Source organism: Rhizobium esperanzae (assembly GCF_002204185.1).
Taxonomy (GTDB): domain Bacteria; phylum Pseudomonadota; class Alphaproteobacteria; order Rhizobiales; family Rhizobiaceae; genus Rhizobium; species Rhizobium esperanzae.
In genome coordinates this window covers 160917-187606 of record NZ_MXPU01000008.1, presented here as the reverse complement: position 1 = coordinate 187606, position 26690 = coordinate 160917, and the positions used below count along the sequence as shown (strand labels likewise).

Genomic DNA, 26690 nt, shown 5'->3' with positions numbered 1-26690 from the left:
ATGCGTCAAGTCGCGAAATTGCGTGAAGCAGCCTGATCTCTACGTTCCCTTCTAATAACGTTGAGAAGGGAACTGAAATGACACGTGAAAAGGATCAATCTTCGCCTCTGAGTATCGGCCGCCGTCACTTCGTTGGCGGTGCCGTCGCGCTGAGTGCTTTGCCAGCTCTCACCTCCGGCCTCCTGATGCCGCGCGATGCCCGCGCGCAGGAAGCGAAGCGCGGTGGTCATCTGAAACTCGGTCTCAAGGGCGGCGCCACCAGTGATGCGCTCGACCCCGCGACCTATAGCGCCTCCGTGTTGTTCGTGATTGGCCGTCTCTGGGGCGACACACTTGTCGACTCCGACCCTAAGACCGGTATGCCCTTGCCGTCGCTGGCGACTTCCTGGACGCCATCGGCGGACGCATCCGTCTGGACTTTCAAAATCAGGAACGACGTGCAGTTTCACGACGGCAGCAAGATGACCGTCGCGGACATCGTCGCGACACTGAAGCGACACGCGGAGAAGAATTCGCAGTCGGGCGCTCTGGGACTCATGGCCTCGATCACCGGCATCGAAGAAAAAGCGGGCGACCTTGTCCTCACACTTTCGGAAGGCAATGCGGACCTGCCTTTGCTTTTGACCGACTATCACCTGATCATCCAACCGAAGGGCGGCCTCGACAAGCCTGCGGCGGCCATCGGTACAGGTCCTTACATTCTGAAAAGCTTCGAACCGGGCGTTCACGCAACCTTCGAGAAAAACCCGAAGGATTGGCGCTCCGACCGCGGCTTTGTCGACAGTATCGAAATCCTCGTCATCAACGACAACACCGCCCGCGTTGCCGCACTTGCCTCCGGTCAAGTCCATTTCGTCAACAATGTCGACCCAAAGACAGTGCCGATGCTGCAGCGAGCACCGACCGTCGAAATCCTCCGGAATGCAGGCAAGGGCTTCTATTGTTTCCTAATGCATTGCGACACGGCTCCCTTCGACAACACCGATCTTCGGCTTGCGCTGAAATATGCCATCGATCGTCAGGCGATCCTCGACAAGGTTCTGGGCGGCTACGGAGTCATCGGCAACGACTATCCGGTCAATTCCAACTACGCTCTCGCCCCGACCGATATCGAGCAGCGCCCTTATGATCCAGACAAGGCCGCCTTCCACTTCAAGAAAGCGGGTCTCGACCGCTCCATTCAACTGCTCACGTCAGACGCAGCCTTTCCGGGCGCTGTGGATGCGGCGATCCTGTTCCAGCAAAGCGCACGCAAGGCCGGCATCACGATCGACGTCAAGCGCGAACCGGAAGACGGCTACTGGACCAATGTCTGGAACAAACAGCCCTTCTGCGCCTCGTTCTGGGGCGGTCGTCCGACCCAGGATTCGCGCTATTCCACCTCTTACCTGTCGACCGCAGAATGGAACGACACGCGTTTCAAGCGCCCTGACTTCGACAAATTGGTTCTGCAAGCAAGGTCAGAACTCGATGAGGCCAAGCGCAAGGTGCTTTATCGGCAATTGGCCCTGATGGTGCGAGACGATGGCGGTCTGATCCTGCCCGTCTTCAACGACTACATCATGGCCTCTTCGAAAATGCTGAAGGGATATGTCGACGATATCGGCAACGATATGTCCAACGGCTACATCGGCAGCCGCGTGTGGCTTAATGCCTAAAGCTCTTCTGGATATATGACAATGTCAGACCGCAGCTTCACGACCATCGAAAATCAGTGGATCACCTTGAAGGATCGGACGCGGCTGGCGGCACGCATCTGGATGCCCGACGGCGCTGAGCAGGATCCCGTTCCTGCAGTGTTCGAATTCCTGCCCTACCGGAAGCGGGACGGGACCAGCCCCAGGGACGAGTCGACCTATCCGGTGTTCGCCGCCGCCGGCATTGCCGGCGTGCGCGTCGATATCCGCGGTTCGGGGGAATCCGACGGCGTCATTGACGGCGAATATACCGAGCGTGAGCTTGCCGATGCCTGCGAGCTGATCGCCTGGATCGCCGCGCAGCCATGGTCGAACGGCTCCGTCGGCATGATGGGCATCTCCTGGGGGGGCTTCAACAGCCTGCAGGTCGCTGCATTGCGGCCGCCGGCGCTCAAAGCCGTCATCTCGATCGCCTCGACCGTCGACCGCTATAATGACGATATCCACTACAAGAACGGCTGCCATCTCTCCGCCCAGCTGTCATGGGCGGCGACGATGCTTGGCTACCAGTCACGCCCGCCCGATCCGGCACTTGTCGGCGAGCGCTGGAAGGAGATGTGGCTTGAGCGCCTGGCAGGCGAACCCTTTTTCATGGAGGAGTGGCTGACCCATCAGCGGCGCGATGATTTCTGGCGTCACGGCTCGATCTCGGAGGATTTTTCGAGCGTCGAAATCCCGACGCTCGTTGTGGCCGGCTGGGCCGATGGCTACCGCAACACGCCGTTGATGGCGGTCGAGGGGCTGGGCGAGAAGGCGAAGGCGCTGATCGGTCCCTGGGTGCACAAATATCCGCACTTCGCCTGGCCGAAACCGCGCGCCGATTTCCATGGCGAAGCGATCGCCTGGTGGAACAAATGGCTGCGTGGCGAGGACAATGGCATCGACAAACTGCCGCAGGCCCGCGCCTATATTCTCGATGCCGTCCGCCCGGCGCCGCGGCGCGACAGCGATCCCGGATTCTGGATCGCGCGGGATGTCTGGACGCCGCCGCACATGCAATGTTTCTACGTCGAGCAATTCGGCAGGCTGACCGAAGGCATGCCGATCCCGCATGCGCCCGAGCATCCGGTTTATGTGCGTTCTTCACTCGATACCGGCACGGCATCGGGTGAATATTTCACGCTGAAGCCCGACGCCGAAATGGCGGTCGATCAACGCTGCGACGATGCCGGCTCGCTGGTCTTCGATACCATGCCGCTTGCCGATGATTGCGACTATCTCGGTCGGCCGGTGCTGACACTGCGGCTGCGGTCCCGGGCGGCGCATGCGAACCTCTGCGCCCGGCTGATCGACGTCCATCCCGACAGCACCTCCATGCGGGTCGCCTTCGGCGTCGTCAATCTCACCCACCGCGACGGCAATGCCGATCCGAAGCCGCTGATCCCGGGCGAGATGGTGTCGATCCGACTGGTGCTCGATGCCTGCGGCTATCGTTTCCGCAAGGGGCATCGCATCCGCCTTTCGCTGTCCACCGCCTATTGGCCGATGATCCTGCCGCCGCCTGAGAACGAAGGGATCGACATCGATATCGCCTCGCTCGGTCTGGGGCTGCCGATGCTCGGCGATCATCGCAGGATTGAAATCGCCGAACCGGCCAACCCCGATCCCCTGCCGAAATATATCGAGCATGCGGCTGCCGCGACGAAACGGCAGATCGTCCGGGATCTCTCGGCCAATCGGACGGACTATCGCATCCATGAGGAGACCGGGCTTTACGAACATCCCAACACGGGCCTGTCGACCCGGCAATTGCGCGAGGAAGTCTGGTCGATTTCGCCGGATGATCCGCTGTCGATGACCGGTGTGTCGACCTGGACCTGCGACATGCACCGTCCCGGCTGGTTCGTGCGGACGGTGGCCACGGCGCGGATTGCCTGTACTGCATCCGATTGGATCATCAGCGCCGTCGTCACGGCGTTCGAGGACGACGTGCAGATCTTCGAACAGATCTTCGCGGAAAAGAAGGTTGCGCGCGATCTGATGTGATCGTCAAAGCATCGCGAAATGCCTGACGGCCTCGCAGACAGCGCGGAAGCCATCGCGCGCGCCATCGCTCATATGGCGGGCGCGCAGCCAGGCATGCACCATCTGCGGCTCCTCCCGGAACCAGACTTCGATGCCCTTCGCGGTCAGCCGGGCGGCATAGTGCCGGCCGTCATCGCGAAGCGGATCGAAATGCGCGACGGTGATGAAGGCCGGCGGCAGTCCGACGAGCGAAGCTGCCTGCAGCGGCTCGGCGATCTCATTTCCTTCAGGTGCCCGCAGGATCTCGCGATAATAGGCGACATCGGCCGTCGTCAGGCCGGGTGCGGCGGTCATTTCCACATAAGACCCCGCATTGAGGTCGCCGCCGAGGCTAGGGTAGATCAGCACCTGGCCGACGACGCCCGATAGCTCCTCATTGCGCGCCCGCAAGGCAAGGCCCGCTGCAAGATTGCCGCCGGCGCTGTCACCGATCAGCACGACTTTGTTGCTGGCGGCAAGCAGATGTTTGAGCACGGCGAAGCCGTCATCAGTCTGCGCCGGCCAGCGATATTCAGGGGCCAGCCGGTAATCGACGGAAACGAGTTCGGCGCCGGCAAAATCAGCGATCTCGGCGCAGATGGCGTGATGGCTCTCAAGCGAACCGACAACGAAGCCGCCGCCATGGATATAAAGCAGAACAGTCCGGGTGATGATTTTCCGCGGACGGTAGCGCCGGATCGGTATGCGCTGAACCATGCCGTCCGCAAAGATCATATCCGGGGGCAGCGGGCGGTCGAAGCGCGCACAAAGAGCATCGTACCAAAGCCGCTGCTGCTCGACCGGCGCTTCGACGGCGTCTGCGGGATAGAAGCTATCGCAAATCTGGAGAAACTGCAGAATGCCCTTTTCGGTGGGGACAGGCGATGGAGCGGACATTGAGGGTCCTTTCGATTTTGGACATGCGGATCATGCCCTTGGCCGACTCTGCGTGCATCATGCCCCTTTGCGGCGGAGGCAATCTGTCTGGCCGCGACCCATGTATGTCGCGATGCTTTCTTATTTTGATCTCGCATTTCCAGGGCTTTGCCGTCTTTTTCAAAAAGATCCGATAAAATTTCGGCGACGACCCAAGGAAAGCCCTCGGAGAAACGTCTCAATCCTGAAATAGCATCTTGCTTGATAGCTTGGGGGTAGGTGCGCATTGGATGCGGAGCTCATAGAACGAGCACAGCGCGGCGACAGGGAGGCCTTCGGGCAGCTGGTCTCGCGCCATTATGATTTCGTCCGCGCGACGGCGTGGCGATGGTCGGGCAATTCCACCGATGCGGACGATATCGCCCAGGAGGTCTGCGTCAAAATCGGCGCCGCCATCCGCGACTTTCGCGGCGCCAGCCGCTTCCGGACATGGCTTTATACGCTGACGCTGAACGCCGCTCGCGATCACAGACGCAAACGCGCACGAGAGCAGCAGACGTTCCGCGCCTATGCGGCCGAACCGCAGGCGGATGCGCCGGGCGGAGACGACAACGAGATATCGAGCGCATTATGGGCGGCCGTGCGCGCTTTGCCGGAACGGCAATGCGACGCCGTGCTGCTCGTCTATGGCGAGGGCCTCAGCCATTCGGCCGCCGCCGATGTCATGGGCTGCTCGGAGGCGACCGTCTCCTGGCAGGTCCACGAGGCGCGCAAGCGGCTGAAGGCCATGTTTGGCAAGGAAGAGGTATGATGGACAAGGAACTCGAAAAACTCTCCCGCCTCACCCCGCCCGCCATCGATCCGCAGGCGCGGGCGCGCGCCCTTGCGGCGGCGATGCAGGCCTTCGACAGCGCAGAAAATAATGCAGCGGCAGCCCAAGGAAATGCCAAAGGCTGGCGTCCAAGCTCCATCATCAACTGGATATGGAGCCCTGCTGTGAATAAGAAAGTCCTCGCCGGTTCAGCCCTTGCGACGCTGCTCGTCATTCCCGCCGCCGGTTATCTCACCCTCGAGCTGACCCGCAATCAGCCGATTATCGACCAGGAGAAGATCGCCGGCACTGTTTCGACAAATGGGGTGGCGAAACCGTCCCAACCCAGGCTTTCCGAAGCGCCGGCCGAAGAGAATCGGCCGGCTCAATCGTCTGCGGCTGATAGCGCTCAAATCTTGCAGGACAAGGAGCCTCAGGCGGCAAAGTCCGCCGCGGAGTTGCGCGCTGAATTCGATGCAGGCGAAATCGCCGCTCTCAAGAGCAAGTCGGAGGATTCCGCGGCGGCTCTTGGCATGGCCAAACGTGCTGCGCCGGTCGCTCCTGGTGTGGTTGCTCAGGGCCAGCTGTTGGCTGAACCGATGGCCGTTGCCCCCTCGCCTGTTCCGCCAGCAGATGGGCGTATGCAGATTCAGCTCGATCCCAGCCGCGAACGCTTTGCCAATGCCGCGGCTAATCCGATCAAGAGTGTCGCGACGGATCCGGTTTCGACCTTCTCCGCCGATGTCGACAGCGCTTCCTATTCCTTTGTCCGCCGGTCGCTCACCGGCGGGGCGATGCCGGATCCGCAATCGGTTCGCGTCGAAGAGATGATCAATTATTTCCCCTATGACTGGCCGGGTCCCGAGAAGGCCGATCAGCCTTTCAAGGCGACCGTGACGGTGATGCCGACCCCGTGGAACCACGACACGGAACTGATGCACGTGGCGATCAAGGGTTATGACATCGCGCCGGCGACCGCGCCGCACGCCAATCTCGTTTTTCTGATCGACGTCTCGGGCTCGATGGACGAACCGGACAAGCTGCCGCTGCTGAAGAGCGCCTTCCGGCTGCTGGTCAACAGGCTGAAGGCCGACGACACCGTGTCGATCGTCACCTATGCCGGCAATGCCGGCACGGTGCTCGAGCCGACGCGGGTGGCGGAGAAATCGAAGATTCTGTCGGCGATCGACGGGCTGGAGGCTGGAGGCTCGACCGGCGGCGCGGAGGGCATCGAGGCGGCCTACGATCTTGCCAAAAAGGCTTTCGTCAAGGACGGCGTCAACCGGGTGATGCTGGCGACGGACGGCGACTTCAATGTCGGCCCGTCGAGTGACGAGGATCTGAAACGCATCATCGAGGAGAAACGCAAGGACGGCATCTTCCTGACCGTTCTCGGCTTCGGCCGCGGCAATCTCAACGATTCCCTGATGCAGACGCTCGCCCAGAACGGCAATGGCAGCGCCGCCTATATCGACACCCTGGCGGAGGCGCAGAAGACCTTGGTCGAAGAAGCCGGATCGACGCTGTTTCCGATCGCCAAGGACGCCAAGTTCCAGGTCGAGTTCAACCCGGAACGGATCGCCGAATACCGGCTGATCGGTTATGAGACGCGCGCCCTCAACCGCGAGGATTTCAACAATGACCGCATCGATGCCGGCGATATCGGTTCCGGCCACAGCGTCACGGCGATCTACGAGATTACGCCCAAGGGAAGCCCCGCGGTCATGAATGATGACCTGCGTTACGGCGTACCCAGCAAGGCGCCGGCCGAGGCATCGGGCAGCGCGCATCAGGGCGAGCTCGCCTTCGTCAAGATGCGCTACAAGCGGCCGGGCGAAGACAAGAGCGCCCTGATCACCACGCCGGTCGGTGACGGCAACGCGGTCGCCACCATCGACGCCGCGCCGCAGGACGTCCGCTTCTCGGTGGCCGTCGCCGCCTTCGGCCAAAAACTGAGCCGCATCGCCGCCGTCGATGCCTATTCCTACCAGGCGATTGCCGACCTCGCTGCGGCGTCGCGGGGGACGGATCCCTTCGGCTACAGATCGGATTTGCTCGGTCTCGTCAGGCTGGCTGACAGCCTCAGCCAGCGTTAAGGAGAGGATCGCCCATGCGCTGGTAGAGGCGGGCCGCCTGAAAAGGCGGCCTCAGGCTTGCGGGCAACCACTGCAAAACCCGCGACGTCATCCTCGGCCTTGTGCCGAGGATCTGCCTCGACCAAGGTAAGTCGCTGAAAACAAACGTTTTACCGTCAAGAAATTATTGTGGTCAGATGCTCGGCACAAGGCCGAGCATGACGGAGGAGAGTTTGTCAACAAACCGAGGCCGCCTGAGAGGCGGCTCAGCGATTATCCCAGTCTTGAGCCGTTGGCCGTGAGATAGACAGCGTAGAGAGAGGTTGTTGCGGTGATGAAGAGGCGGTTCAGTTTCGCGCCGCCGAAAGCGACATTGGAGACGATCTCGGGAATATGGATCTTGCCGAGCAGGGTGCCATCCGGATCGTAAGCATGCACGCCATCGGCGGCGCTCGTCCAGATCCTGCCCTTCCGGTCGACGCGAAAGCCGTCGAAAAAGCCTGAGGTGCATTCGGCGAAAATGCCGAGATCGGCCAGCTTTCCATTCTCCGATACGGCGAGTTTTCGAATATGACGCGGGCCGCCCGCCAGATGCGTACCTCCGGTATCGGCGATGTAGAGCACTGTCTCATCCGGGGAGAAGGCCAGCCCGTTAGGCTTGACGAAATCGGACGTCATCTGCTCGGTCGTGCCTGTTTCCGCATCATGCCGGTAAACATGGCATCCGCCGATTTCCTCTTCGCCGTAGTCGCCCTCGTAATCGTGGAGGATGCCGTAGCTCGGGTCGGTGAACCAGATCGTGCCGTCGGATTTGACGGTGACGTCATTGGGAGAATTGAGCCGTTTGCCCGCAATGCGATCGGCCAGGACGGTCATCCCACCGTCGAAATCCGTCCGCGTGATCCGGCGCGTCAGATGCTCGCAAGTAACAAGCCGTCCCTGGTTGTCGACGGTGTTGCCGTTCGAATTGTTGCTGGGCGAGCGGAAGACCGACGTCTGCCCGCTGGTATCATCGTAGCGCATCATACGATTGTTGGGGATATCCGAGAAGACCAGGTAGCGCCCGGCGGCGAACCAGGCCGGTCCCTCCAGCCAGCGACCGCCCGTCCAAAGCCGCTCGACGCGGGCATGGCCGACGAAGCAGTTTTCAAAGCGCGGGTCGAGAACCTCAAAGCCCGTACCCTCGATTTCTCCGAACATGATGCTCCCTTCCAACTTGTTATCGATATCATCCTGCCTTGTTTTGCAGTCTTCGTACAGAGACCCCACGGACTGTGGAACGACGCATTCCTGCAATAATATCGATTGTGCGATGATAGCGATAACTTTATCGTGTCCAGAGTTGCCCAACTCGGAAGCTGTTTTGAAAGCGGGGCCCATTGAAAAACGAGGATGAGCCAAAAGACAAGCGTCTCAAAGGAGGAGACGCCCAGAAGCTGACGATGGCTGAGGTCGCCAAATATGTCGGCGTATCGGCTATGACCGTCTCGCGCGCCTTTCGGCAGGATGCGAGTGTTTCCGAAGAGACGCGCAAGCGCATCATGGAAGCCGTCGATGCGCTCGGCTATGTGCTCGACCTTTCGGCCGGCAGTCTTTCCTCGCGGCGCAGCGGCTTCATCGCGGCGCTGGTGCCCTCCATCAACAATTCGAATTTCTCCGACACCGCCCGCGGCATTACCGATGCGCTGGAGAATACCGGCCTTCAGCTTCTTCTCGGCTATACCGACTATTCCGCCGAGAAAGAAGAAAAGCTGATCGAGGCGATGCTGCGACGGCGCCCCGAAGGCGTCATCCTGACCGGCGGTTCGCATACCGACCGCGCCCGACGCATGCTTGATAAGGCCGGCATTCCGGTGGTGGAAACCTGGGAGCTTCCGGAGGAGCCGATCAACCATGTGGTCGGCTTTTCCAACAGCGAGGCGATGTCGCTGCTGGTGCGGACGCTGGCGAGCCAGGGTTATCGGAAGTTCGGTTATATCGGCGGAACGACGGCGCGCGATACGCGCGGCAGCCAGCGGCGAAGCGGTTTCCTGAAGACCGTCGAGGAACTGGGCCTGGGGCCTGGTCGGGCGATTTCCTTCGGCGTGCCGCCGATCACCATGGAACAGGGCGGCCAGGCGATCGTGAGCCTGCTGGAGCGCTGGCCGGACACGGAAGTGGTCCTCTGCGTTTCCGACCTTTCCGCCTTCGGCGCGATCATGGAATGCAAGCGCAGGGGAATGAGCGTGCCGGGTGATATCGCCGTGGCCGGCTTCGGCGATTACGAGATCTCGTCGATCTGTCATCCCAGCATTACCACCATCAATGTCGACTGTTACGGCATCGGCCGTCAGGCCGCCGCCCGCCTACTCGATGCCCTACAGGGCAGCGGCGAGGCGACCGGCGACGAGATTACATTGACAGGCTACAGGGTCGTTCTGCGCGAAAGTACCGATCGCAGCGGCGCCTCATAGGTTAGGCATAAGCGTCAGAAGGCGATCTGCACCTTCATCGACTTGCTGCGGTCGCTGGCCAGTTCGAAGGCGGCGACAGCCTCTTCGATGGCAAAAACCCCTGTCAGCAGCGGCTTCAGATCGACGCGGCGCGCATTGATCAGTTCGACGGCGAGCCCGAACTCCTCGTGAAAGCGGAATGTGCCGCGCATCTCAATTTCCTTGGCAACGATCATGTTCTGCGGAATGGAGACATCGCCGCCAAGGCCGAGCTGCACGAGAACGGCACGGGGCTTCAGCACCTCCAGGCCGGCGCGCACCGCCCGCTCATTGCCCGACGCCTCGAACATGACATCGAAATATCCCTTGTCGGCGCCGTAGGCGGCAAGTTCGGCGGCATCAGTGGCAACATTGATCGTTCGATCTGCGCCGCTGGTGCGGGCAATCGCCAGAACGCTGTCGGTGACGTCGGTCGCGACAATTTCGCGGGCGCCGAGAACGCGGGCGGCAACGATCGCCAGCATGCCGATGGGGCCGCATCCGGTGACCAGCACCCGCTTGCCGAGCAGCGATCCGGCGCGGCTTGCCGCATGCAGCGTCACGGCGAAGGGCTCGGCGAAGGCAGCCTCATGAATGGAAATGCCGTCGGCGACCTTGTGGCATTGCCAGCGCTCCGCCACCAGCCGCTGGCGGAAGCCGCCTTGAATGTGCGGCATGGGCATGGCGCTGCCGTAGAACCGCATGTTCAGGCAGTGGTTCTGCTGTCCCTTCAGGCAATATTGGCAATGGCTGCACGGCCGGCTCGGGGAAACCGCAACGCGGTCTCCAACGGCAAGGTCGCTCACGCCGGCACCCAGCGCCTTGACGGTGCCGGCGATCTCGTGGCCGAGGATCATCGGTTCGCGCAGGCGAACGGTGCCGAAGCCGCCATGATTGTAATAATGCAGGTCGGAGCCGCAGATGCCGCCGGCTTCAATGGCGATCTCCACCTGCCCAGCTCCGGCAACCTCCGGCTCGCGCTCTTCGATCCTGAGATCCTTGGCGGCGTGAATGACGATGGCTTTCATATCGGGATCCTCATACGACCGGAGTCGGAAGCGCGCGACCGGCAAAATGCGCGGCGAGATTGTCTCTGACCAGTTTGCCCATGGCCTTGCGGGTTTCGATGGTGCCGGAGCCGTGATGGGGCTGCAGCACGACGTTTGGCAGCGTCAGGAAGCGCGCATCGATTTTCGGCTCGTTGAGGAAAACGTCAAGGCCGGCGGCTTGGATGGTGCGGTTCTGAAGCGCTGCGATCAGTGCCTCCTCATCGACGGTCGTTCCGCGCGAAACGTTGATCAGCATGCCTTCCGGACCGAGCGCTTCCAGCACCTCGGCGTTGATGATCTTCATGGTCGCGGCCCCTCCGGGAACGATGACGATCAGGAAGTCGGCCCAATTGGCAAGCGCGACCAGATTGGCTTCATAACCATAGGCGACGTCCTGGTCCCTATTGCGGGCGAAATAAGAGATGTCGCAGCCGAAAGCGGCAGCCCGCTTGGCGATCGCCTTGCCGATCCGCCCCATGCCGACGATCCCGACCTTCTTGCCCGAAACCCGCGTTACCAACGGCATGGCGACATTGCCCCACTGGCCGGCGCGGACGAAAACGTCGGCCTGCGGAATCTGGCGTGCCGTGGCAAGCAGCAGTCCGATGGCGATATCGGCGACGTCTTCGGTCAGCACGTCAGGAGTATTCGTCACGCGAATGCCGTTGGCGCGGGCATAGGAGAGGTCGATGGCGTCGGTGCCGACACCGTAACAGGAAACGATTTCGAGCTTCGGCAGTTGCTTCATCAGATCGGCGGAAGCGCCGAGTTCGCCGCGCGTCGCGATGGCGCGGATATTGCTGCCGACCTTCGAAATCAGTTCCTGCCGATCCGCGGCTTCCCACAGGCGGTGGATGCGGTAGGTCGCCTCCAGATCGACCATGTCCCACTCCGGATAGGCCCCGGCCATCAAGATTTCTACGTCAGGCATTTCGTTTCCATCCCGCATTTTGGCTGTTGATTATGTTATCGATAACATATAATCCGAGCAAGGGATGTCAAGTGAGTTTCACCTGAAGTGGCGGTATAAGCCGTCATTCGCAGCGACACCGGAGGAGTGATTTGCATGAAGAACCTGTTTGATCTGACCGGGCAGCTTGCCCTGATCACCGGCTCGAGCCAGGGGATCGGTTATGCGCTGGCCGAGGGCCTGGCGCAGCACGGCGCCGCGGTGGTCATCAACGGCCGGACGCCCGAAAGCGTCAAGCGCGCGGTCGAGAGCCTCAAGGCGCAGGGACTGACTGCCCATGCGGCCATCTTCGACGTAACCAGCAAGGACGCCGCCAAAGCGGGCATCGACGCGATCGAGGCCGATATCGGCCCGCTCGACATCCTGATCAACAATGCCGGCATGCAGTTTCGCACGCCGTTGGAAGATTTCCCGGCGGACAAATGGGAGCTGCTGCTGACCACCAATATTTCGAGCGTCTTTTACGTCGGCCAGGCGGCTGCCAAGGCGATGATTGCCCGCGGGCATGGCAAGATCATCAACATCGCCTCCGTCCAGAGCGAGCTCGCCCGTCCCGGCATTGCCCCTTACACGGCGACCAAGGGCGCGGTGCGCAACCTGACGCGCGGCATGTGCGCCGACTGGGCCAAACATGGCCTGCAGATCAATGCGATCGCGCCCGGTTATTTCAAGACGCCGCTCAACCAGGCGCTCGTCGACAATCCCGAATTCTCCTCCTGGCTGGAGAAACGGACGCCGGCCGGACGCTGGGGCAATGTCGAGGAACTGGTGGGGGCCGCCGTTTTCCTCTCCGGTCGTGGCTCGTCTTTCATCAACGGCCACACGCTTTATGTCGATGGCGGCATCACTACCTGCCTCTGACAGGGACGCGACGATGGAGCTCGGGAAAGAAGTGCTGCCTCTGGCCGTCGTGGTCATGGGCGTCAGCGGTTGCGGCAAATCCTCGGTTGGAGCGGGCGTCGCCGCGCGAAACGGCATGCGGTTTGTGGAAGGCGACCAACTCCATCCGGCCGCCAATGTCGAGAAAATGGCTAAGGGCATCCCGCTCACCGACGAAGACCGCCTGCCTTGGCTCGACCGGATCGGCGAGGAAATAAGGGCGGCGCAAAAGGCGTCGCGCGGATTGGTGATTTCCTGTTCGGCGCTGAAGAGAAATTATCGGGACAGGCTGAGACAGGCTGCGGGCGGACGCCTGGCGTTTGTTTTTCTCGAAGGACCGCGCGAGCTTCTGCTGTCGCGGATGCAGGCCCGTCAGGGCCACTTCATGCCGGCGTCGCTGCTTGATAGCCAGCTGCAGACGCTGGAGCCGCCGAACGGTGAAGCCGGTGTGGTCACGGTGGCGATCGATATGGCTTTGGATGATATGGTGGCGCTGGCTTGTGAGGGGCTGAAAAGCGCGGCCGTCAAGGGAGGGTTTCATGCAGGATGATTATAGAGCAGATGTCGCCGTCATCGGCGCCGGCATCATGGGAACGGCGATCGTCACGCGACTGATCGAAACCGGCCACAACGTCTCGGTCTTCGATCTCGATGCCGAAAAGGTCGCGGCATTGACGGCAAAGGGCGCGCACGCGGCGAGTTCCGTGGAGGATGCAGTCGCCGCGTCGCAATTCTGTGTGCTCAGCCTCAATCACGCAAACATCGTCCGCGCCGTGGTCTTCGGTGAGAAGGGGGTTGCGGCGGCGGCAAACGCCGATAAGCTGCTGATCGATATGTCCTCGATCGACCCGGCGGAGACCGCCGACATGGCAAAGCGGCTGCGCGAGGAAACCGGCATGGCATGGGTGGATTGCCCGCTGTCGGGCGGCGTGCCCGGTGCGCTTGGCGGAAAACTGACGATCATGGCCGGCGGCAGCCCCGAGGATTTCGAGCGGGCGCGGGTGGTGATGCGGCATCTTGCCGCCAATTACACGCTGATGGGCCCATCCGGCGCCGGCCAGACGACCAAGCTGATCAACCAGCTGTTCTGCGCCGTGCTGTTCCAGGCGGTCGCCGAAGCCGTCAAGCTGGCGGAAGCCGGCGGCGTCGATCCTTCCGCCATTCCGGCCGCTCTTGCCGGCGGCAGGGCAGATAGCCGCATCCTGCAGGAGTTCATGGCGAAATTCGCGGCCCGCGATTTCTCGCCGACGGGCAGGATCGACAACATGCTGAAGGACCTGGATTCGCTTCAGGCCTTTGCGCTGAAGACGAAGACGCCGCTGCCGATGACGGGCGCGGCGGTCGAGATTCACCGCCTGCTCTGCGCTGCCGGTCTTGGGCCGAAGGACTCGGCCGAGATGATGCGCCTGCTCGACGGATTGCAGGCCGACTGACATCCTCTTCGAGGGCGTTGGAGATTGTCACTTTCCGCTTGACTACAGATGAATGTTATCGATAACATATTTCCGTCAGGACAGCTGCAGCTTTGGGAGGAGCCACAGTGGAAGCCAAGAGACTGCTGGAGTTCCAATCGATCACCAAGAGCTTCGGCGGCACGCAGGCGCTGCGTGACGTATCGATCGATCTGCGCGAGGGCGAGATCCTGGCGCTGCTGGGCGAAAACGGCGCCGGGAAATCGACCCTGATCAAGACGCTTGCCGGCATCTACAAGCCGGATCATGGCGACATCCTCTTTCGCGGCCAGAGCTACCATCATCGTCCGCCGAAACCGAACGAGCGGCAGCCGGTCGCCTTCATCCATCAGGATCTCGGTCTGATTGAGTGGATGACGGTCGGCGAGAATATGGGCTTGTCGCAGGGTTTCTCGATGCGCAGCGGCCTGATCGACTGGGGAAGAACGCAGGCGCGGGCCAAGGAAGCCTTGAAATTGGTCGGCTGCGACTTCGATCCGACGACGCGGGTCTCGGCCCTGTCGCGCACCGAAAAATCGCTCGTCGCCATCGCCCGCGCGCTTGCCGTCGAAGCCGATGTTCTGGTGCTCGACGAGCCGACGGCGAGCCTGCCCGCCGATGAAGTCGATCGGCTGTTCAACGCCATCCGTCCCCTGAAGGAGCGCGGCGTCGGCATGATCTATGTCTCCCACCGGCTCGACGAGATTTTCCGCATCGCCGATCGCGTCGCCGTGCTGCGCGACGGATGCATGGTCGGGCAGAAGCCGGTCAGCGAGACCACCCCCGACGAACTGGTGACGATGATCATCGGCCGCAGCAGTGACAGCCTCTTTTCCAAAGCCGAGATCAAACCCGGCAAGGCAATCGTCGAGGTTCGCGATCTCGTTTGCACCGGCACGAGCCCGATCTCCTTCGATATCCGCGAGGGTGAGTTGCTCGGCCTGGTTGGATTGCGCGGCGCCGGCCAGGAAAGAATCGGCCGGGCGCTGTTCGGCTGCGAGCCCTTCAACGGTTCGGTTCTGCTGCGTGGCGAGGCGCCGGATCTTTCCAGCCCGCTCAGGGCGATGGCGTCGGGCATCGGATTGATCGCCCGCGACCGGACGGAGGAATCCGTCGCGCTCTCGCTGTCCATTCGGGAAAATACTTATATCAACCCCGGCGCCGTCGGACGCGGACTTTTTTCCTTCCTGTCTCCGCGTGGGGAAGCCGACCTTGCTCATGCGATCGGCCAGTCCGTCGGCCTCAGGCCGAACGATCCGGATCTGCCTGTCGAGGCCCTGTCGGGCGGCAATCAGCAGAAGGTGGTCGTCGGCCGCTGGCTGGCGACCGGCCGTAAGCTGCTGATTGCGGAAGATCCGACCGCCGGCGTCGACATCGGCGCGCGTGCGGAAATCTACCGCCTGATCACCCAGGCGCTGCAAGCTGGTCTCGCAGTCGTCGTGGTGTCGACCGACTTCGAGGAAATCGCCCATATCTGCCACCGCGCGCTGGTTTTCTCGCGCGGCAAAATCGTCAGCGAACTGACTGGAAGCGCGCTCACGACGGAGGCGGTCATCACGGCCGCGTCCGCATCGGAAGCCGCTTGAGCCATCGGGAGAACAGCCATGCAATCCATTGAATCCACGGCCCTGGAGCCGACCAAGAGCGAAATGGCCGGCTTGTCCACAGGACAGAAGATCGGGCGCCTGATCCCCGTTTACGGGCTGGTGATCCTGACCGTCGGCCTGATCCTGCTCTTCTCGATCATGCTGCCCGACACCTTTCCGACCGTCTTAAACGTCCGCTCGATCGTCTCCGACAAGGCGATCATCGCGCTTCTGTCGCTAGCCGCGATGATCCCGATGGCGTCAGGCCGCATCGACCTGACCGTCGGTTACGGCATCGTGCTCTGGCACATTCTCGCCATCAGCCTGCAGACGGTCTACGGCCTGCCCTGGCCGGTCGCCGTCCTCATCGTTCTCGCGCTCGGCATCCTCACCGGCTTCATCAATGGCCTTTTGGTCGAGGTCGCCAAGATCGACAGCTTCATCGCCACGCTCGGCACCGGAACGGTTCTTTACGCGCTTGCCCTCTGGCATACCGGCGGGCGGCAGGTGGTCGGCGTGTTGCCGGAGGGTTTTTACGCGCTGAACGGCACCATGCTCTTCGGCCTGCCGATCACCGGCTTCTACGTGCTGCTGATTGCCATCTGCATGTGGATCGTGCTCGAATATCTACCGATCGGCCGTTATCTCTATGCTATCGGCGCCAATCCCAAGGCTGCGGCACTCAATGGCATTCCCGTCCGCAAATTCGTGATCGGCGCCTTCGTCACATCGGGCCTGCTGGCGGCGCTGACCGGGGTTCTTCTCGCTTCGAAGCTGCGCATCGGCCAGGCGAGCGTTGGGCTCGAATATCTGCTGCCGGCGCTTGTCGGCGCGTTCCTGGGATCGACGACGATCAAGCCGGGGCGGGTGAACGTCTGGGGCACGCTGATCGGCGTCATCATCCTGGCGGTCGGCATTTCAGGAATTCAGCAATTCGGCGGGTCGTTCTTCGTCGAACCGCTGTTCAACGGCGTGACACTGCTGATTGCCATCGGCATAGCAGGTTATGCTCAGCGCAAGCGCGGAGCTGTGAGGAGGATCACACCCGCATCCAAATGAGGATGCCGGCTCATCCGGCATTCCAGAACAAACAAAATGGAGGAGTGAACATGAAGCGCAGGACTTTAATGCAGGCAACGGTCGCAACCGTCGCCCTTATGCTGAGCGTGCCGGCGATGGCGGATTCGATGGCTGACGCCAAGGCCGTGGTCGACAAGTATGCGTCCAAGGTGAGCGCCTGGGACGGGCCGACGAGCGGCCCGAAGGGCACCACCGGCAAGAACATCGTCATTCTTGCTGCCGATATGAAGAACGGCGGCATCCTCGGCGTGGCCAATGGCGTTCAGGAGGCGGCAGGCGCATTGGGCTGGACGGTGAAGGTGCTGGACGGCGCCGGTTCGATCGGCGGACGCACGGCGGCTTTCGGCCAGGCCATGGCACTGAAGCCCGATGGCATCATCATCAACGGCTTCGACGCCGTCGAGCAGAAGCCGGCGATGGAAGCGGCCAAGGCGGCCGGCATTCCGATGGTTTCCTGGCACGCCGCCTCGGCGGTCGGCCCGGTTCCCGAGGTCGGCGTTTTCGCCAATGTGACCACCGACGCGATGGAAGTCTCGAAGTCTGCGGCCGATTGGGCCTTCGCCGATGCCGGCGGCAAGCCGGGCGTCATCATCTTCACCGACTCCACCTATGCGATCGCCATTGCCAAGGCCGACCGCATGAAGAAGGAGATCGAAGATCTTGGCGGCACCGTGCTCGAATATGTCGACACGCCGATCGCCGAAACCTCCCAGCGCATGCCGCAGCTGACGACGTCGCTGCTGCAGAAGTACGGCGCCAAATGGACGCATTCTCTGGCGATCAACGACCTCTACTATGACTTCATGGGCCCGTCGCTTGCCTCGGCCGGCATTGCCGGCGACGGCAAACCGGTGAATGTCGCGGCCGGTGACGGCTCGGAGAGCGCCTATCAGCGTATCCGTGCCAAGCAGTACCAGGCCGTCACGGTGGCCGAGCCGCTCAATTTGCAGGGCTGGCAGCTCGTCGATGAATTGAACCGCGCCTTCGCCGACGCGCCGTGGTCGGGCTATGTCTCGCCGCTGCACGTAGTGACCAGTGAGAATGTCGAATTCGACGGCGGACCGAAGAACAGCTTCGATCCCGATAATGGCTATCGCGATCAATACAAGAAAATCTGGGGCAAATAAGCCTTTCCAAGGGCGTATCGACCGGTACGCCCTGATCCCCTGACATCACATCACTACCGATCCAGCTCCGGCGAGTTTTGGAAGAGAGAACCTATGATCATTCGTTATGCTTTGTTTGAGGGCGAAATCCATCCCGGTCGGGAAGAGGAATTCCGCGACTTTGTGAGACAGCGCCTTGTCCCTTTGTGGACGAAATTTCCCGGAGCCGAAGAAATCCGGGTGTTGGACGGGGTCGAGCGCGACGAGGGTGCTCCGGTCTACGCCATGGCTCTGGCCATTCGGTATCCTCACATGGAGGCCGTGAACGCAGCACTTCTCTCCGACGTGCGGTTTCAGAGCCGCGAGGTCACCCGCGAGCTTCTGAAGCTTTTCACCGGCAAAGTGCATCATCACGTGTTCGCTGCCAACGAATATCCTCCGCGTGCCGCCTGACATCAGGAGGAGCAGCCGGTCGGCACTAAGCATCATGCCGCCGGCGTCACGCAGCGGTTGCGGCCGTCATTCTTAGTGTAGAGGTTGGCGTCCGCGACATGCAGCGCCACCTCCAGCCTGTCGGCCAAGGACCAATCGGCCAGAATATGATCCTCGATTACATCAACGCGGGCTTCCGCAAACATCCAGCCCTCATTTATGCAACAGTCGATACGCGTCTTTCCCTGTGGCAACTTCAAATATTCTTCCGCGTACGAAAATCAGACGTTTTGCGCAGAAATACAGATGAAATATACAAAAAGCGCAGCAGAATGACCCCTCTCGACGTCGTTTACACTCTCTAAAATATATCACCCTATTTTTAAGTTATCGGAGCGACGTTCCCAGAGATCGTCACCTACGCCATGACGGCGGGCCGGGATCCGAATCTCGTATGAAATCGACGTTGTTACCGCGACGCAGGCGCCTGGCACATTGGTGCGCTGGCTCAGAGAACAACGCGCGGACGTAGGCGCATGGCATCGCTTCCGCGTGCGGGGCTGCCGACGGCTGCTTGGGACAACGGGGTCCCACATTTGAACGAGATGCGACGAACAATCCTGGTAGTCCAGACACCTGTAACAAAACCTCCCACACGATGGAGAGCGGTAATGAAGAGCATTCAGAGTTTCGGGGTCGCGGTGCGTCTCGCCCTTGGCTTCAGCTTCCTGATCTTGCTGATGGCCGGCCTGAGCATTTATGCGGCGGTTAAGGTCGCGGAGATCAACAGCAATCTCGAAACGATCAACGACGTCAATAGCGTCAAGCAGCGGTTCGCCATCAACTATCGCGGCAGCGTGCACGACCGGGCGATTGCCATTCGGGACGTGACCCTGGTGACCTCTTCCGATGAACGCCAGGCGGCCGAGGCGTTGATCGAAAAGCTCGCGGCTTCCTATGCCGAAAACGAAAAGCGCATGGCCGACATGGTCGCGTCTCCGGCCGGTGCGACGGACCAGGAGAAGTCCATCCTGAAGGAGATCGCCGACATCCAGGCGAAAACCAATCCCCTGGTCGCCCAGATCATCGACCTGCAGGAGAAGGGCGACGGCGAGGCTGCCCGCAAGATCCTGCTCGAACAGGCGCGGCCAGCCTTCGTTGCCTGGCTCGGCGCCATCAACAAATTCATCGACTACCAGGAAGCACTGAACAAATCGATCGGCGGAGAGGTCCGCAGCACGGCAAGCGGCTTCAAGCCGATCGTTCTGACGGCGCTCGGTATCGCGGCGCTTCTTTCCGTCCTCGCCGCGGTCGTCACCGCGCGCACGATCGTCGGCCCGCTGGCAAAACTGCAGCTTTCGCTGAAGGCTATGGCGGAAGGCAACCTCGACGGCGATCGTCGCCTCGAAGCGCGCGGCGACGAGATCGGCAAGCTTGCCCGCGCCGTGGCGGGATTGCGCGACGCCATTTCGGCAAAGGCGGAGCGGGAAGCCGATGCGGAAGCCAGGCGGGCTGTCGCGGAACGGCACCGGCTCGAACAGGATGCCGACGAACGCCGCACCCTTGCCGAGCAGACGGACCGGGCTGTCGGCCAGCTTGGCAGTGCATTGCAGGCGCTGGCCGATGGCGATCTCACGCAGCAGATCGGCACGCCGTTCATCCCGTCCCTGGAAAAACTCAGAGCCGACTTCAATTCCGCGGTCGAGAAGCTCCGTGCCGCCATGCAGAAGGTTGCCGAGAACGCTAGCGCCATCGCGTCCGGCGCACAGGAAATCCGCTCCGCTTCGGATGACCTCGCCAAGCGGACCGAGCAGCAGGCTGCCTCCGTCGAGGAGACCGCCGCGGCCCTGGAAGAGATCACGACCACCGTCGCCGACTCCAGCCACAGGGCTCAGGAGGCAGGCCAGCTCGTCCGCAAGACGAAAGACAATGCGGAGCGCTCGGGCAGTGTCGTCCGCGACGCGGTCGATGCGATGGGCAAGATCGAATCGTCGGCCACCGAAATCGGCAGCATCATCGGCGTCATCGACGAGATCGCCTTCCAGACTAACCTGCTGGCGCTGAACGCCGGAGTCGAGGCGGCCCGCGCCGGTGAAGCCGGCAAGGGTTTTGCCGTTGTCGCCCAGGAAGTGCGCGAACTGGCGCAGCGTTCCGCCAAGGCGGCAAAGGAAATCAAGGAGTTGATCAACGCGTCGAACGGCCATGTGAAGAACGGCGTCGCCCTGGTTGGCGAGACCGGAAAGGCCCTGCAGGAGATTGCGGTACAGGTGCAGCAGGTCGACGGCAATGTCGGCGCCATCGTCGGCGCCTCGCAGGAGCAGGCGACCGGGCTGAAGGAAATCAATACCGCCGTCAACAGGATGGATCAGGGCACCCAGCAGAACGCCGCCATGGTGGAAGAGGCCACGGCCGCCGCTCACAAACTCGCCAAGGAAGCCGACGCATTGTTCCAGCTCCTGGGCCAGTTCAACATTGGTGGAGCAGTGGCATCGAGGCGCATATCGCAGCCGGCTCCCGCGGCACAGCATGCTCAGCCCGTGGCTTCGCCGGCGCGCCAGATGATTGCCAAGGTCGGCAGGTCATTGAAGGGGAATGCTACCCAGGGGAATGCGGCATTGGCCGGCGATTGGGAAGAGTTCTGAACCGCACGGCAATCTGCCAAAAATGAAGTGATGAAGGGCAGCGATTGCTGCCCTTCGTATTTTTTGGTTTACGCCCGGGCCAGGACCTTGGCCGGAAGCAGGGCGTTGACCACGATGGCAACGGCGATGTTTGCCGCCAGCGCCAGCAATCCGGTATAGACGGTGAAGGGTTCGCCGCCGAGGCTGATCAGATGAAGCGGCTTCCAGCCGGCATCCCAGACGAGATAGGTGCCGCCGCAGAAGCCGACGAACCAGCCGGCAAGCAGGCCGGGTGCACGGAACCAGTTGGTGTAGAGACCGAAGACCAGCGCCGGAAGCGTCTGCAGGATCCAGATGCCGCCGAGCAGCTGCAGGTCGAGGGCGAACTGCGTCGGCAGGAAGAGGATGACGAGAAGTGCCCCGACCTTCACCACCAGCGACGTCACCTTCGCAACCTTGGCTTCGCCCGCATCGCTGACCTTGGGGTCGACATAGGCCTTCCAGAAATTGCGGGTGAATAGGTTGGCCGCGCCGATGCTCATCACCGCTGCCGGCACCAGTGCGCCGATCGCGATCGCCGCAAAGGCGAAGCCGGAGAACCACCCCGAAAACAGCGTCTTGAACAGGGTCGGAACGACGTCATTGGCGCTGTCGAGCTTCAGATTGGCGGCGTGGCCCATATAGCCGAGCAGCGCCAGAAGGCCGAGCAGCAGCGTATAGGCGGGCAGCATGATCGCATTCTTGCGGATCGTCTTGCCGCTGTTGGAGGCAAAGATGCCGGTCAGCGTATGCGGATACATGAAGGCCGCGAGCGCCGAACCGAGAGCGAGCGTAGCATAGGCGACATATTGATTGCCGCCGAGCAGCAGGTTGCCGGCGCCCTTGGCCTGGAAGGCCGCATCGGCCGAGGCAAAGACATTGGCATAGCCGCCGAGCTTCGACGGGATGAGCGCGACCGCTGCGATCACCACGATATAGATCATGATGTCCTTGACGAAGGCGATCAGCGCCGGGGCGCGCAGGCCCGCCGAATAGGTATAGAGCGCCAGCACGATGAAGGCGATCGCCAGCGGCAGTTCGCCATGCAGCCCGAGCGCCTTCAGGACCGCCGTCATGCCGACGAGCTGGAGGGCGATATAAGGCATGGTGGCGATGACGCCTGTTGCCGCGACCGCGAGTTCGAGACCGCGCGATCCGTACTGGCCGTGAACGACGTCGGCGGCCGTGACATAACCGAAATCCTTGGCGCGTTTCCACAGGACCGGCATGACCATGAAGACGAAGGGATAGACGACGATCGTATAGGGCAGTGCGAAGAAGCCGTAGGCGCCGACCGTATAGACCAGCGCCGGGACGGCAATGACGGTATAGGCGGTATAGAAGTCGCCGCCGACGAGGAACCAGGTGATCCAGGTGCCGAAGTTGCGTCCGCCGAGACCCCATTCATCGATGTGGGCGAGCGTCTCGGGCTTGCGCCAGCGGCTGGCGACGAATCCCATGACCGTGACGAGGGCGAAGAAGAAGATGAAGACGGCAAGCGCCGTGCCGTTGATGTCAGTCGTCATGGCGAACGCTCCGATAGGCAATCCAGGTCAGCGTCGCCGTGATCGGCACCCAGAGAAGCTGATACCAGTAGAAGAAGGGGAAGCCGAAAAGCGACGGCTCGCGGAGATTGTAAAATGGCGGCCAGAGCAGACCGATATACGGGATGATCAGCAGCCAGAGCGCTGCCTTGCTACGTGGTTTTTCCATGTCGGAGTACCTTTCAGGCGCCGTAAATGGCGGTCGCCATGTTCCAGTTGTCGGCGTGGAAGGCAGGTCTGTCAGCCGGCGGCGGCGGCAGGCCCTGTTCGGGTCGCTCGAGCTTTTCCGGCCAATCGGAAGCTGATGTAACGCATGTGAATTCCTCCCAACGGCTAGCACTTGGCAAGCCGCGAGTGGAGTCCTAGGACGTCGGTTTTATCCTCACAAGATGGGCGCTGAGCCGAAATACCGGGCACTACCCAGAAGTGGGTAGGCGCGAATTTGCGTCGATTTTCGAGGCGATGCCGTGATCGAGCGCATAGCGGATCAGGCCTGCGGTGGTGGCGATGCCAAGTTTCTTCTTGAGGTTCTTGCGATGGGTTTCCGCCGTGGCAGAGCTTATCCCGAGCACTTCGGCGATCTCGCGGTTGCTCCGGCCGGCAACGATCAGCCCGAGCGTGTCGCGCTCGCGCGGCGTCAAGGGATCGCTCCCCTCCTCCGCCCGTTCCCCCATCAGCGCGTCGAAGACGCCGGAGGAAAAATAGGTGCCGCCATCCGCGACGGTTTCGATCGCCGCGACGATCTCCTCCGTGGAGACGTCTTTCAGAACATAACCGGCGGCGCCGCGCATCACCGAAGAGGAGATATACTCGCGGCTGTCATGCATGGAGAGCATCACGACGCGGGTCTGCGGAAGTTCGCTCCTGAACAGTTCGATCGCATCGATGCCGCTGAGCTTTGGCATGTTGATGTCCATCAGCACCACCTGCGGCTGGATCTGCCGGGCGATATCGAGCCCGACCTGCGCGAGCGCGGCGGTGCCGGCGACCTCGATGTGATCGAATGTTTCGAGCACGGCTTTCAATCCGTCCAGCACCAGCGGATGGTTGTCGATCAGGAGCACCCTGATTTTCCGGCGTTGCGTCATGCGGCTTCCGCCTGTTTGTCGGCGGCAAGATTGGCCGACCTCGGCATCATCGCCGTTAGCGTTGTGCCGGCCTCGCTGCTGTTGATGAGAAGCAGGCCCCGGAAGTGCGCCATCCGCTCCTGCATGTTGCGCAGGCCGAGGCCCGAGCCGCCGGACGCGCCATCCCTGGCGCCATCGAAGCCGCTGCCGTTGTCGGAGATGGTCATGCGGGCGCGGCCGCCGTCGCTCCAGAGCTTGACCGAAAGCTTCGAGCCGCCCGAATGCCGTTCGACATTGTTGAAGGCCTCCTGGGCGACGCGATAAAGGGCGGTGCTGGCTTCCGCCTTCAACATGCCGGCAAAGCCCGAGGCGTCGATCTCCGTCTCGATCCCCGTCCGCTCGGCAAAGTGATGACACAGTGCCTCCAGCGCCGCGGTCAAGCCAAGATCGTCGAGCACGCGCGGGCGCAGATCATGCGAAAGCAGGCGGATTTCCTTGATGGCACCATTCAGTGCCTCGACGCCGCGCTCGATGGTCAGCGCCGCCTCGTCGACATTGGTCCTGACCTTGCGGCCGGCGAGATCCATCGCATAACGCACGCCTAAAAGCGTCTGGGAGATGCCGTCATGCAGTTCGCGCGCCAGCCGGGTGCGCTCTTCTTCCTGGGTGTCGATGACCCGCTGCGTCAACTCCTTCAGGCGGCTGTCGGCCATGCGGCGCTCATGGAAGGTGAGCAGCATGCAGGTGGTGAACACGACCAGCACCGAAGGAACGGCGATCAGCGCGACGATGACGAAGGTTCGCCGGATGTTGGCGCGTGTTACCATATTGGCGGCGGCACTCTGGGCAAAGACGTCATCCAGATAGACGCCGGTGCCGACGACCCAGTGCCATTTATCGAGGCTGACGACGAAGGAGAGTTTGTCGGCGATCTGCCCGGTTGACGGCTTCTGCCATTTATACTGGTGCAGGCCGCCGCCGGCCTTGGCCGTGGCGATCAGTTCGGCGATGACCTTGTCGCCATCGGGGTCGGTGAGATCGAGCCAGTTTTGCCCATGCCGGAAGCTCTGGCGGGGATGGACGATATTGTTGCCGTCGTAATCATAGACGAAGAAATACCCGTCCTTGCCGTAGTCGAGCGAGGTCAGAATATCAGCCACCTGCTGCTTGGCGGCCTCGTCGTCGGACCCGGCCTTGTCATAGATCGTCTGAATGGCCGACAGGGCAAGATTGGTCAGATTGAGGATCTCGGCTTCCCTCGTCTTCAGCATGTTCTGCTCGAACGTATCGATGCTGTTCTTGGCGAGGTTTGCCGATTGCCAGGTAATGAATGTGGTGATCGCAAGGATCGAAATGACCAGCGGGACGATCGCCAATGCGATGATCTGGTGTCGTAGCGTCAACGGTCATTCCTCCCAAGGATCTGCGCCGGGAATTATGCCCTTTGTCCGATATGAGTCCAGCCGCTTGCCCGGCGCGATCGCTATTCCAGCGGCACGAACAGGCCGAGCTTGACGTCGCGCAGCACGACATTGGTATGCATGCGGCGGATCTGCGGATTGTCGGCCATGATCAGAGCGGCGATGTCGTCATAATGCTCGACGTCGCGGGCGGTGACGATCGCGATCAGATCGACGGCGCCGGTCACGTAATAGACCTGCTGAATATGATCCTGCTTCTCCGCCCAGACGCGGAACTTCGCCAGCGCGTCGTAATTGTCCCGTTCGATCTCCATGCCGACGATGAAGACCATCGATGTCGCCGTCGCCTTGCGATCGAGTATGGCCACCTCCGCCTTGATGATCCCCTCCCCGCGCAGCCGCTTCAACCGCCGCTGCACGGCGGAGACCGACAGTCCGATTCGTTCGGCGATCGTTTCAGCTTTCAACTGGCAATCGCGCTGCACGATATCGAGAATGTCGCGGTCAAAACGATCCAGTTGCTCCATGGTCCAGTCCGATCCTTGCCGCAGCAGCTTTGCGCCGTGTTCGCGGCGTTGAAAAGATTATTTTGCTCATAATATGCAAAAGAGATGGAAACTGCGCGAGAAAACCGCGTTATTTTATCATTATCCTTCCAAGATTGAATTCAGCCGGGACCATGCATGTCGGATCAGCCCTTTCCTGCTCTTCGCGTCGAAGATCTCCATAAAAGCTTCGGCTCGCAACAGGTTCTCAAGGGTATCTCGACCGAAGCCCACAAGTCGGACGTGATTTCGATCATCGGCTCGTCAGGCTCCGGCAAGAGCACTTTTCTCCGATGCATCAATTTCCTGGAAACCCCGGATCGCGGCCGTATCGCCGTCAATGGCGAGGAAGTCGCGCTGAAAGCCGGTCGCGGCGGGCGGCTGCAGCCACACAGCTGGCGGCAGATCGAACGGCTGCGGACGGGGCTCGGCATGGTGTTTCAGAGTTTCAATCTCTGGGCCCATCGCACAGTGCTGGAAAATGTCATCGAGGCGCCGGTGCATGTCATGGGCATTTCAAAGCGCGAGGCGATCGAAAAGGCGGAGGCCCTGCTCCACAAGGTCGGGCTGTTCGACAAGCGCGACGCCTATCCCGCCTTCCTCTCCGGCGGCCAGCAGCAGCGCGCGGCGATTGCGCGGGCGCTCTGCGTCGATCCCGCCGTCATGCTGTTCGACGAGCCGACATCGGCGCTCGATCCGGAGCTGGTCGGCGAGGTCCTGAAGGTCATCCGCGATCTCGCCGAGGAAGGCCGGACCATGCTGATCGTGACGCATGAAATGCGTTTCGCCCGGGATGTGTCGAGCCGCGTCCTCTTCCTGCATCAGGGACGGATCGAGGAGGAGGGGCCGCCGGAGCAAGTTTTCGGGGCGCCGGTCAGCGCCCGCTGCCGGGAGTTCACCCGTCTCAGCACCCATTGATCCACACCAGCCATCATCGACAACACACGAACCAGGAGAATCCTGCGA

General features: G+C 61.7%; 24 protein-coding genes. 14 read left to right on the top strand and 10 right to left on the bottom strand.

Features of this window, described 5'->3' with window-relative positions:
- The first annotated feature begins 77 nt into the window (after positions 1-77).
- Both B5E41_RS14575 and B5E41_RS14570 read left to right on the top strand, forming a co-directional pair.
- On the top strand, positions 78-1658 hold the full coding sequence (locus B5E41_RS14575; RefSeq protein WP_088394650.1) for an ABC transporter substrate-binding protein: 1581 nt from the start codon (positions 78-80) through the stop codon (positions 1656-1658).
- Between the two features lie 21 nt (positions 1659-1679).
- Positions 1680-3683, top strand: coding sequence for a CocE/NonD family hydrolase (locus B5E41_RS14570; RefSeq protein ID WP_088394648.1), 2004 nt, complete (start codon positions 1680-1682; stop codon positions 3681-3683).
- A 3-nt stretch (positions 3684-3686) separates the two neighbouring features.
- On the opposite strand, the gene B5E41_RS14565 is transcribed toward B5E41_RS14570, so the two are convergent.
- On the bottom strand, positions 3687-4598 hold the full coding sequence (locus B5E41_RS14565) for an alpha/beta hydrolase (RefSeq protein WP_088394646.1): 912 nt from the start codon (positions 4596-4598) through the stop codon (positions 3687-3689).
- A gap of 265 nt (positions 4599-4863) precedes the next feature.
- On the opposite strand from B5E41_RS14565, the gene B5E41_RS14560 reads away from it, so the two are divergent.
- Together B5E41_RS14560 and B5E41_RS14555 are read left to right on the top strand one after the other, a co-directional pair.
- Positions 4864-5388 carry an RNA polymerase sigma factor gene (locus B5E41_RS14560; RefSeq protein WP_085861254.1) on the top strand — a complete coding sequence of 175 codons (525 nt, stop codon included), beginning with the start codon at positions 4864-4866 and terminating at the stop codon, positions 5386-5388.
- Positions 5385-7484 (top strand): vWA domain-containing protein, encoded by a 2100-nt coding sequence (locus B5E41_RS14555; RefSeq protein WP_088394644.1) that lies wholly within the window; start codon positions 5385-5387, stop codon positions 7482-7484. Before B5E41_RS14560 ends, B5E41_RS14555 begins: the two co-directional genes overlap by 4 nt.
- Positions 7485-7736: 252 nt before the next feature.
- Here the strand turns inward: B5E41_RS14555 and B5E41_RS14550 are convergent, their stop codons facing one another.
- Positions 7737-8663, bottom strand: a complete 927-nt coding sequence (locus B5E41_RS14550; protein WP_088394642.1) for an SMP-30/gluconolactonase/LRE family protein — start codon at positions 8661-8663, stop codon at positions 7737-7739.
- Between the two features lie 179 nt (positions 8664-8842).
- Here B5E41_RS14550 and B5E41_RS14545 point away from each other — a divergent pair, with 179 nt between their 5' ends.
- A complete protein-coding gene (locus tag B5E41_RS14545) occupies positions 8843-9916 on the top strand; it encodes a LacI family DNA-binding transcriptional regulator (RefSeq protein ID WP_064807004.1) in 1074 nt (357 codons plus the stop codon).
- A gap of 14 nt (positions 9917-9930) precedes the next feature.
- On the opposite strand, the gene B5E41_RS14540 is transcribed toward B5E41_RS14545, so the two are convergent.
- Together B5E41_RS14540 and B5E41_RS14535 are read right to left on the bottom strand one after the other, a co-directional pair.
- Positions 9931-10962 carry an L-idonate 5-dehydrogenase gene (locus B5E41_RS14540; protein WP_085861257.1) on the bottom strand — a complete coding sequence of 344 codons (1032 nt, stop codon included), beginning with the start codon at positions 10960-10962 and terminating at the stop codon, positions 9931-9933.
- A gap of 10 nt (positions 10963-10972) precedes the next feature.
- A complete protein-coding gene (locus tag B5E41_RS14535) occupies positions 10973-11914 on the bottom strand; it encodes a 2-hydroxyacid dehydrogenase (RefSeq protein WP_088394640.1) in 942 nt (313 codons plus the stop codon).
- A 135-nt stretch (positions 11915-12049) separates the two neighbouring features.
- Here B5E41_RS14535 and B5E41_RS14530 point away from each other — a divergent pair, with 135 nt between their 5' ends.
- The 7 genes from B5E41_RS14530 (at position 12050) to B5E41_RS14500 (ending at position 18508) form a co-directional block, all read left to right on the top strand.
- Positions 12050-12814 (top strand): SDR family oxidoreductase, encoded by a 765-nt coding sequence (locus B5E41_RS14530; RefSeq protein WP_064826033.1) that lies wholly within the window; start codon positions 12050-12052, stop codon positions 12812-12814.
- 13 nt (positions 12815-12827) lie between these two features.
- The gene (locus tag B5E41_RS14525) at positions 12828-13382 is read left to right on the top strand and encodes a gluconokinase (protein WP_088394638.1); all 555 of its coding nucleotides are present in this window, start codon (positions 12828-12830) and stop codon (positions 13380-13382) included.
- Positions 13372-14265, top strand: a complete 894-nt coding sequence (locus B5E41_RS14520; RefSeq protein ID WP_088394636.1) for an NAD(P)-dependent oxidoreductase — start codon at positions 13372-13374, stop codon at positions 14263-14265. The genes B5E41_RS14525 and B5E41_RS14520 overlap by 11 nt, the downstream gene beginning before the upstream one ends.
- 107 nt (positions 14266-14372) lie before the next feature.
- Positions 14373-15869 carry a sugar ABC transporter ATP-binding protein gene (locus B5E41_RS14515; RefSeq protein WP_088394634.1) on the top strand — a complete coding sequence of 499 codons (1497 nt, stop codon included), beginning with the start codon at positions 14373-14375 and terminating at the stop codon, positions 15867-15869.
- Between the two features lie 18 nt (positions 15870-15887).
- Positions 15888-16928, top strand: a complete 1041-nt coding sequence (locus B5E41_RS14510; protein ID WP_064807015.1) for an ABC transporter permease — start codon at positions 15888-15890, stop codon at positions 16926-16928.
- Positions 16929-16978: 50 nt separating this feature from the next.
- Positions 16979-18076: an ABC transporter substrate-binding protein gene (locus tag B5E41_RS14505; RefSeq protein WP_088394632.1), complete on the top strand. Its 1098-nt coding sequence runs from the start codon at positions 16979-16981 to the stop codon at positions 18074-18076.
- A 93-nt stretch (positions 18077-18169) separates the two neighbouring features.
- The gene (locus tag B5E41_RS14500) at positions 18170-18508 is read left to right on the top strand and encodes a hypothetical protein (RefSeq protein WP_088394630.1); all 339 of its coding nucleotides are present in this window, start codon (positions 18170-18172) and stop codon (positions 18506-18508) included.
- Positions 18509-18540: 32 nt separating this feature from the next.
- On the opposite strand, the gene B5E41_RS31690 is transcribed toward B5E41_RS14500, so the two are convergent.
- Positions 18541-18693 (bottom strand): hypothetical protein, encoded by a 153-nt coding sequence (locus B5E41_RS31690; RefSeq protein ID WP_176439384.1) that lies wholly within the window; start codon positions 18691-18693, stop codon positions 18541-18543.
- A 465-nt stretch (positions 18694-19158) separates the two neighbouring features.
- Here B5E41_RS31690 and B5E41_RS14495 point away from each other — a divergent pair, with 465 nt between their 5' ends.
- Positions 19159-21129: a HAMP domain-containing methyl-accepting chemotaxis protein gene (locus B5E41_RS14495; protein ID WP_088394628.1), complete on the top strand. Its 1971-nt coding sequence runs from the start codon at positions 19159-19161 to the stop codon at positions 21127-21129.
- A 68-nt stretch (positions 21130-21197) separates the two neighbouring features.
- Here the strand turns inward: B5E41_RS14495 and mctP are convergent, their stop codons facing one another.
- From mctP to B5E41_RS14470, 5 genes are all read right to left on the bottom strand, one after another.
- Positions 21198-22673 carry a monocarboxylate uptake permease MctP gene (mctP, locus tag B5E41_RS14490; protein WP_088394626.1) on the bottom strand — a complete coding sequence of 492 codons (1476 nt, stop codon included), beginning with the start codon at positions 22671-22673 and terminating at the stop codon, positions 21198-21200.
- A complete protein-coding gene (locus tag B5E41_RS14485; RefSeq protein ID WP_007539443.1) occupies positions 22663-22860 on the bottom strand; it encodes a DUF3311 domain-containing protein in 198 nt (65 codons plus the stop codon). Before B5E41_RS14485 ends, mctP begins: the two co-directional genes overlap by 11 nt.
- Positions 22861-23107: 247 nt before the next feature.
- A complete protein-coding gene (gene mctR, locus B5E41_RS14480) occupies positions 23108-23779 on the bottom strand; it encodes a two-component system response regulator MctR (protein WP_088394624.1) in 672 nt (223 codons plus the stop codon).
- On the bottom strand, positions 23776-25161 hold the full coding sequence (gene mctS / locus B5E41_RS14475; RefSeq protein ID WP_088394622.1) for a two-component system sensor histidine kinase MctS: 1386 nt from the start codon (positions 25159-25161) through the stop codon (positions 23776-23778). Before mctS ends, mctR begins: the two co-directional genes overlap by 4 nt.
- Before the next feature lie 80 nt (positions 25162-25241).
- Entirely contained in the window at positions 25242-25706 is a 465-nt protein-coding gene (locus tag B5E41_RS14470) for an Lrp/AsnC family transcriptional regulator (protein WP_088394620.1), read from the bottom strand.
- Between the two features lie 156 nt (positions 25707-25862).
- On the opposite strand from B5E41_RS14470, the gene B5E41_RS14465 reads away from it, so the two are divergent.
- Entirely contained in the window at positions 25863-26642 is a 780-nt protein-coding gene (locus tag B5E41_RS14465) for an ABC transporter ATP-binding protein (protein ID WP_088394618.1), read from the top strand.
- The last annotated feature ends 48 nt before the right edge of the window (positions 26643-26690 follow it).

Coding starts and splice junctions, on each gene's coding strand:
- B5E41_RS14520 (WP_088394636.1), top strand. CDS start 13,372: ATGCAGGATGATTATAGAGCAGATGTCGCCGTCATCGGCGCCGGCATC.
- B5E41_RS14495 (WP_088394628.1), top strand. CDS start 19,159: ATGAAGAGCATTCAGAGTTTCGGGGTCGCGGTGCGTCTCGCCCTTGGC.
- B5E41_RS14530 (WP_064826033.1), top strand. CDS start 12,050: ATGAAGAACCTGTTTGATCTGACCGGGCAGCTTGCCCTGATCACCGGC.
- B5E41_RS14555 (WP_088394644.1), top strand. CDS start 5,385: ATGATGGACAAGGAACTCGAAAAACTCTCCCGCCTCACCCCGCCCGCC.
- mctP (WP_088394626.1), bottom strand. CDS start 22,673: ATGACGACTGACATCAACGGCACGGCGCTTGCCGTCTTCATCTTCTTC.
- B5E41_RS14525 (WP_088394638.1), top strand. CDS start 12,828: ATGGAGCTCGGGAAAGAAGTGCTGCCTCTGGCCGTCGTGGTCATGGGC.
- B5E41_RS14510 (WP_064807015.1), top strand. CDS start 15,888: ATGCAATCCATTGAATCCACGGCCCTGGAGCCGACCAAGAGCGAAATG.
- B5E41_RS14470 (WP_088394620.1), bottom strand. CDS start 25,706: ATGGAGCAACTGGATCGTTTTGACCGCGACATTCTCGATATCGTGCAG.
- B5E41_RS14535 (WP_088394640.1), bottom strand. CDS start 11,914: ATGCCTGACGTAGAAATCTTGATGGCCGGGGCCTATCCGGAGTGGGAC.
- B5E41_RS14465 (WP_088394618.1), top strand. CDS start 25,863: ATGTCGGATCAGCCCTTTCCTGCTCTTCGCGTCGAAGATCTCCATAAA.
- B5E41_RS14550 (WP_088394642.1), bottom strand. CDS start 8,663: ATGTTCGGAGAAATCGAGGGTACGGGCTTTGAGGTTCTCGACCCGCGC.
- B5E41_RS14570 (WP_088394648.1), top strand. CDS start 1,680: ATGTCAGACCGCAGCTTCACGACCATCGAAAATCAGTGGATCACCTTG.
- B5E41_RS14500 (WP_088394630.1), top strand. CDS start 18,170: ATGATCATTCGTTATGCTTTGTTTGAGGGCGAAATCCATCCCGGTCGG.
- B5E41_RS14505 (WP_088394632.1), top strand. CDS start 16,979: ATGAAGCGCAGGACTTTAATGCAGGCAACGGTCGCAACCGTCGCCCTT.
- B5E41_RS14565 (WP_088394646.1), bottom strand. CDS start 4,598: ATGTCCGCTCCATCGCCTGTCCCCACCGAAAAGGGCATTCTGCAGTTT.
- B5E41_RS31690 (WP_176439384.1), bottom strand. CDS start 18,693: ATGTTTGCGGAAGCCCGCGTTGATGTAATCGAGGATCATATTCTGGCC.
- mctR (WP_088394624.1), bottom strand. CDS start 23,779: ATGACGCAACGCCGGAAAATCAGGGTGCTCCTGATCGACAACCATCCG.
- B5E41_RS14485 (WP_007539443.1), bottom strand. CDS start 22,860: ATGGAAAAACCACGTAGCAAGGCAGCGCTCTGGCTGCTGATCATCCCG.
- B5E41_RS14575 (WP_088394650.1), top strand. CDS start 78: ATGACACGTGAAAAGGATCAATCTTCGCCTCTGAGTATCGGCCGCCGT.
- B5E41_RS14540 (WP_085861257.1), bottom strand. CDS start 10,962: ATGAAAGCCATCGTCATTCACGCCGCCAAGGATCTCAGGATCGAAGAG.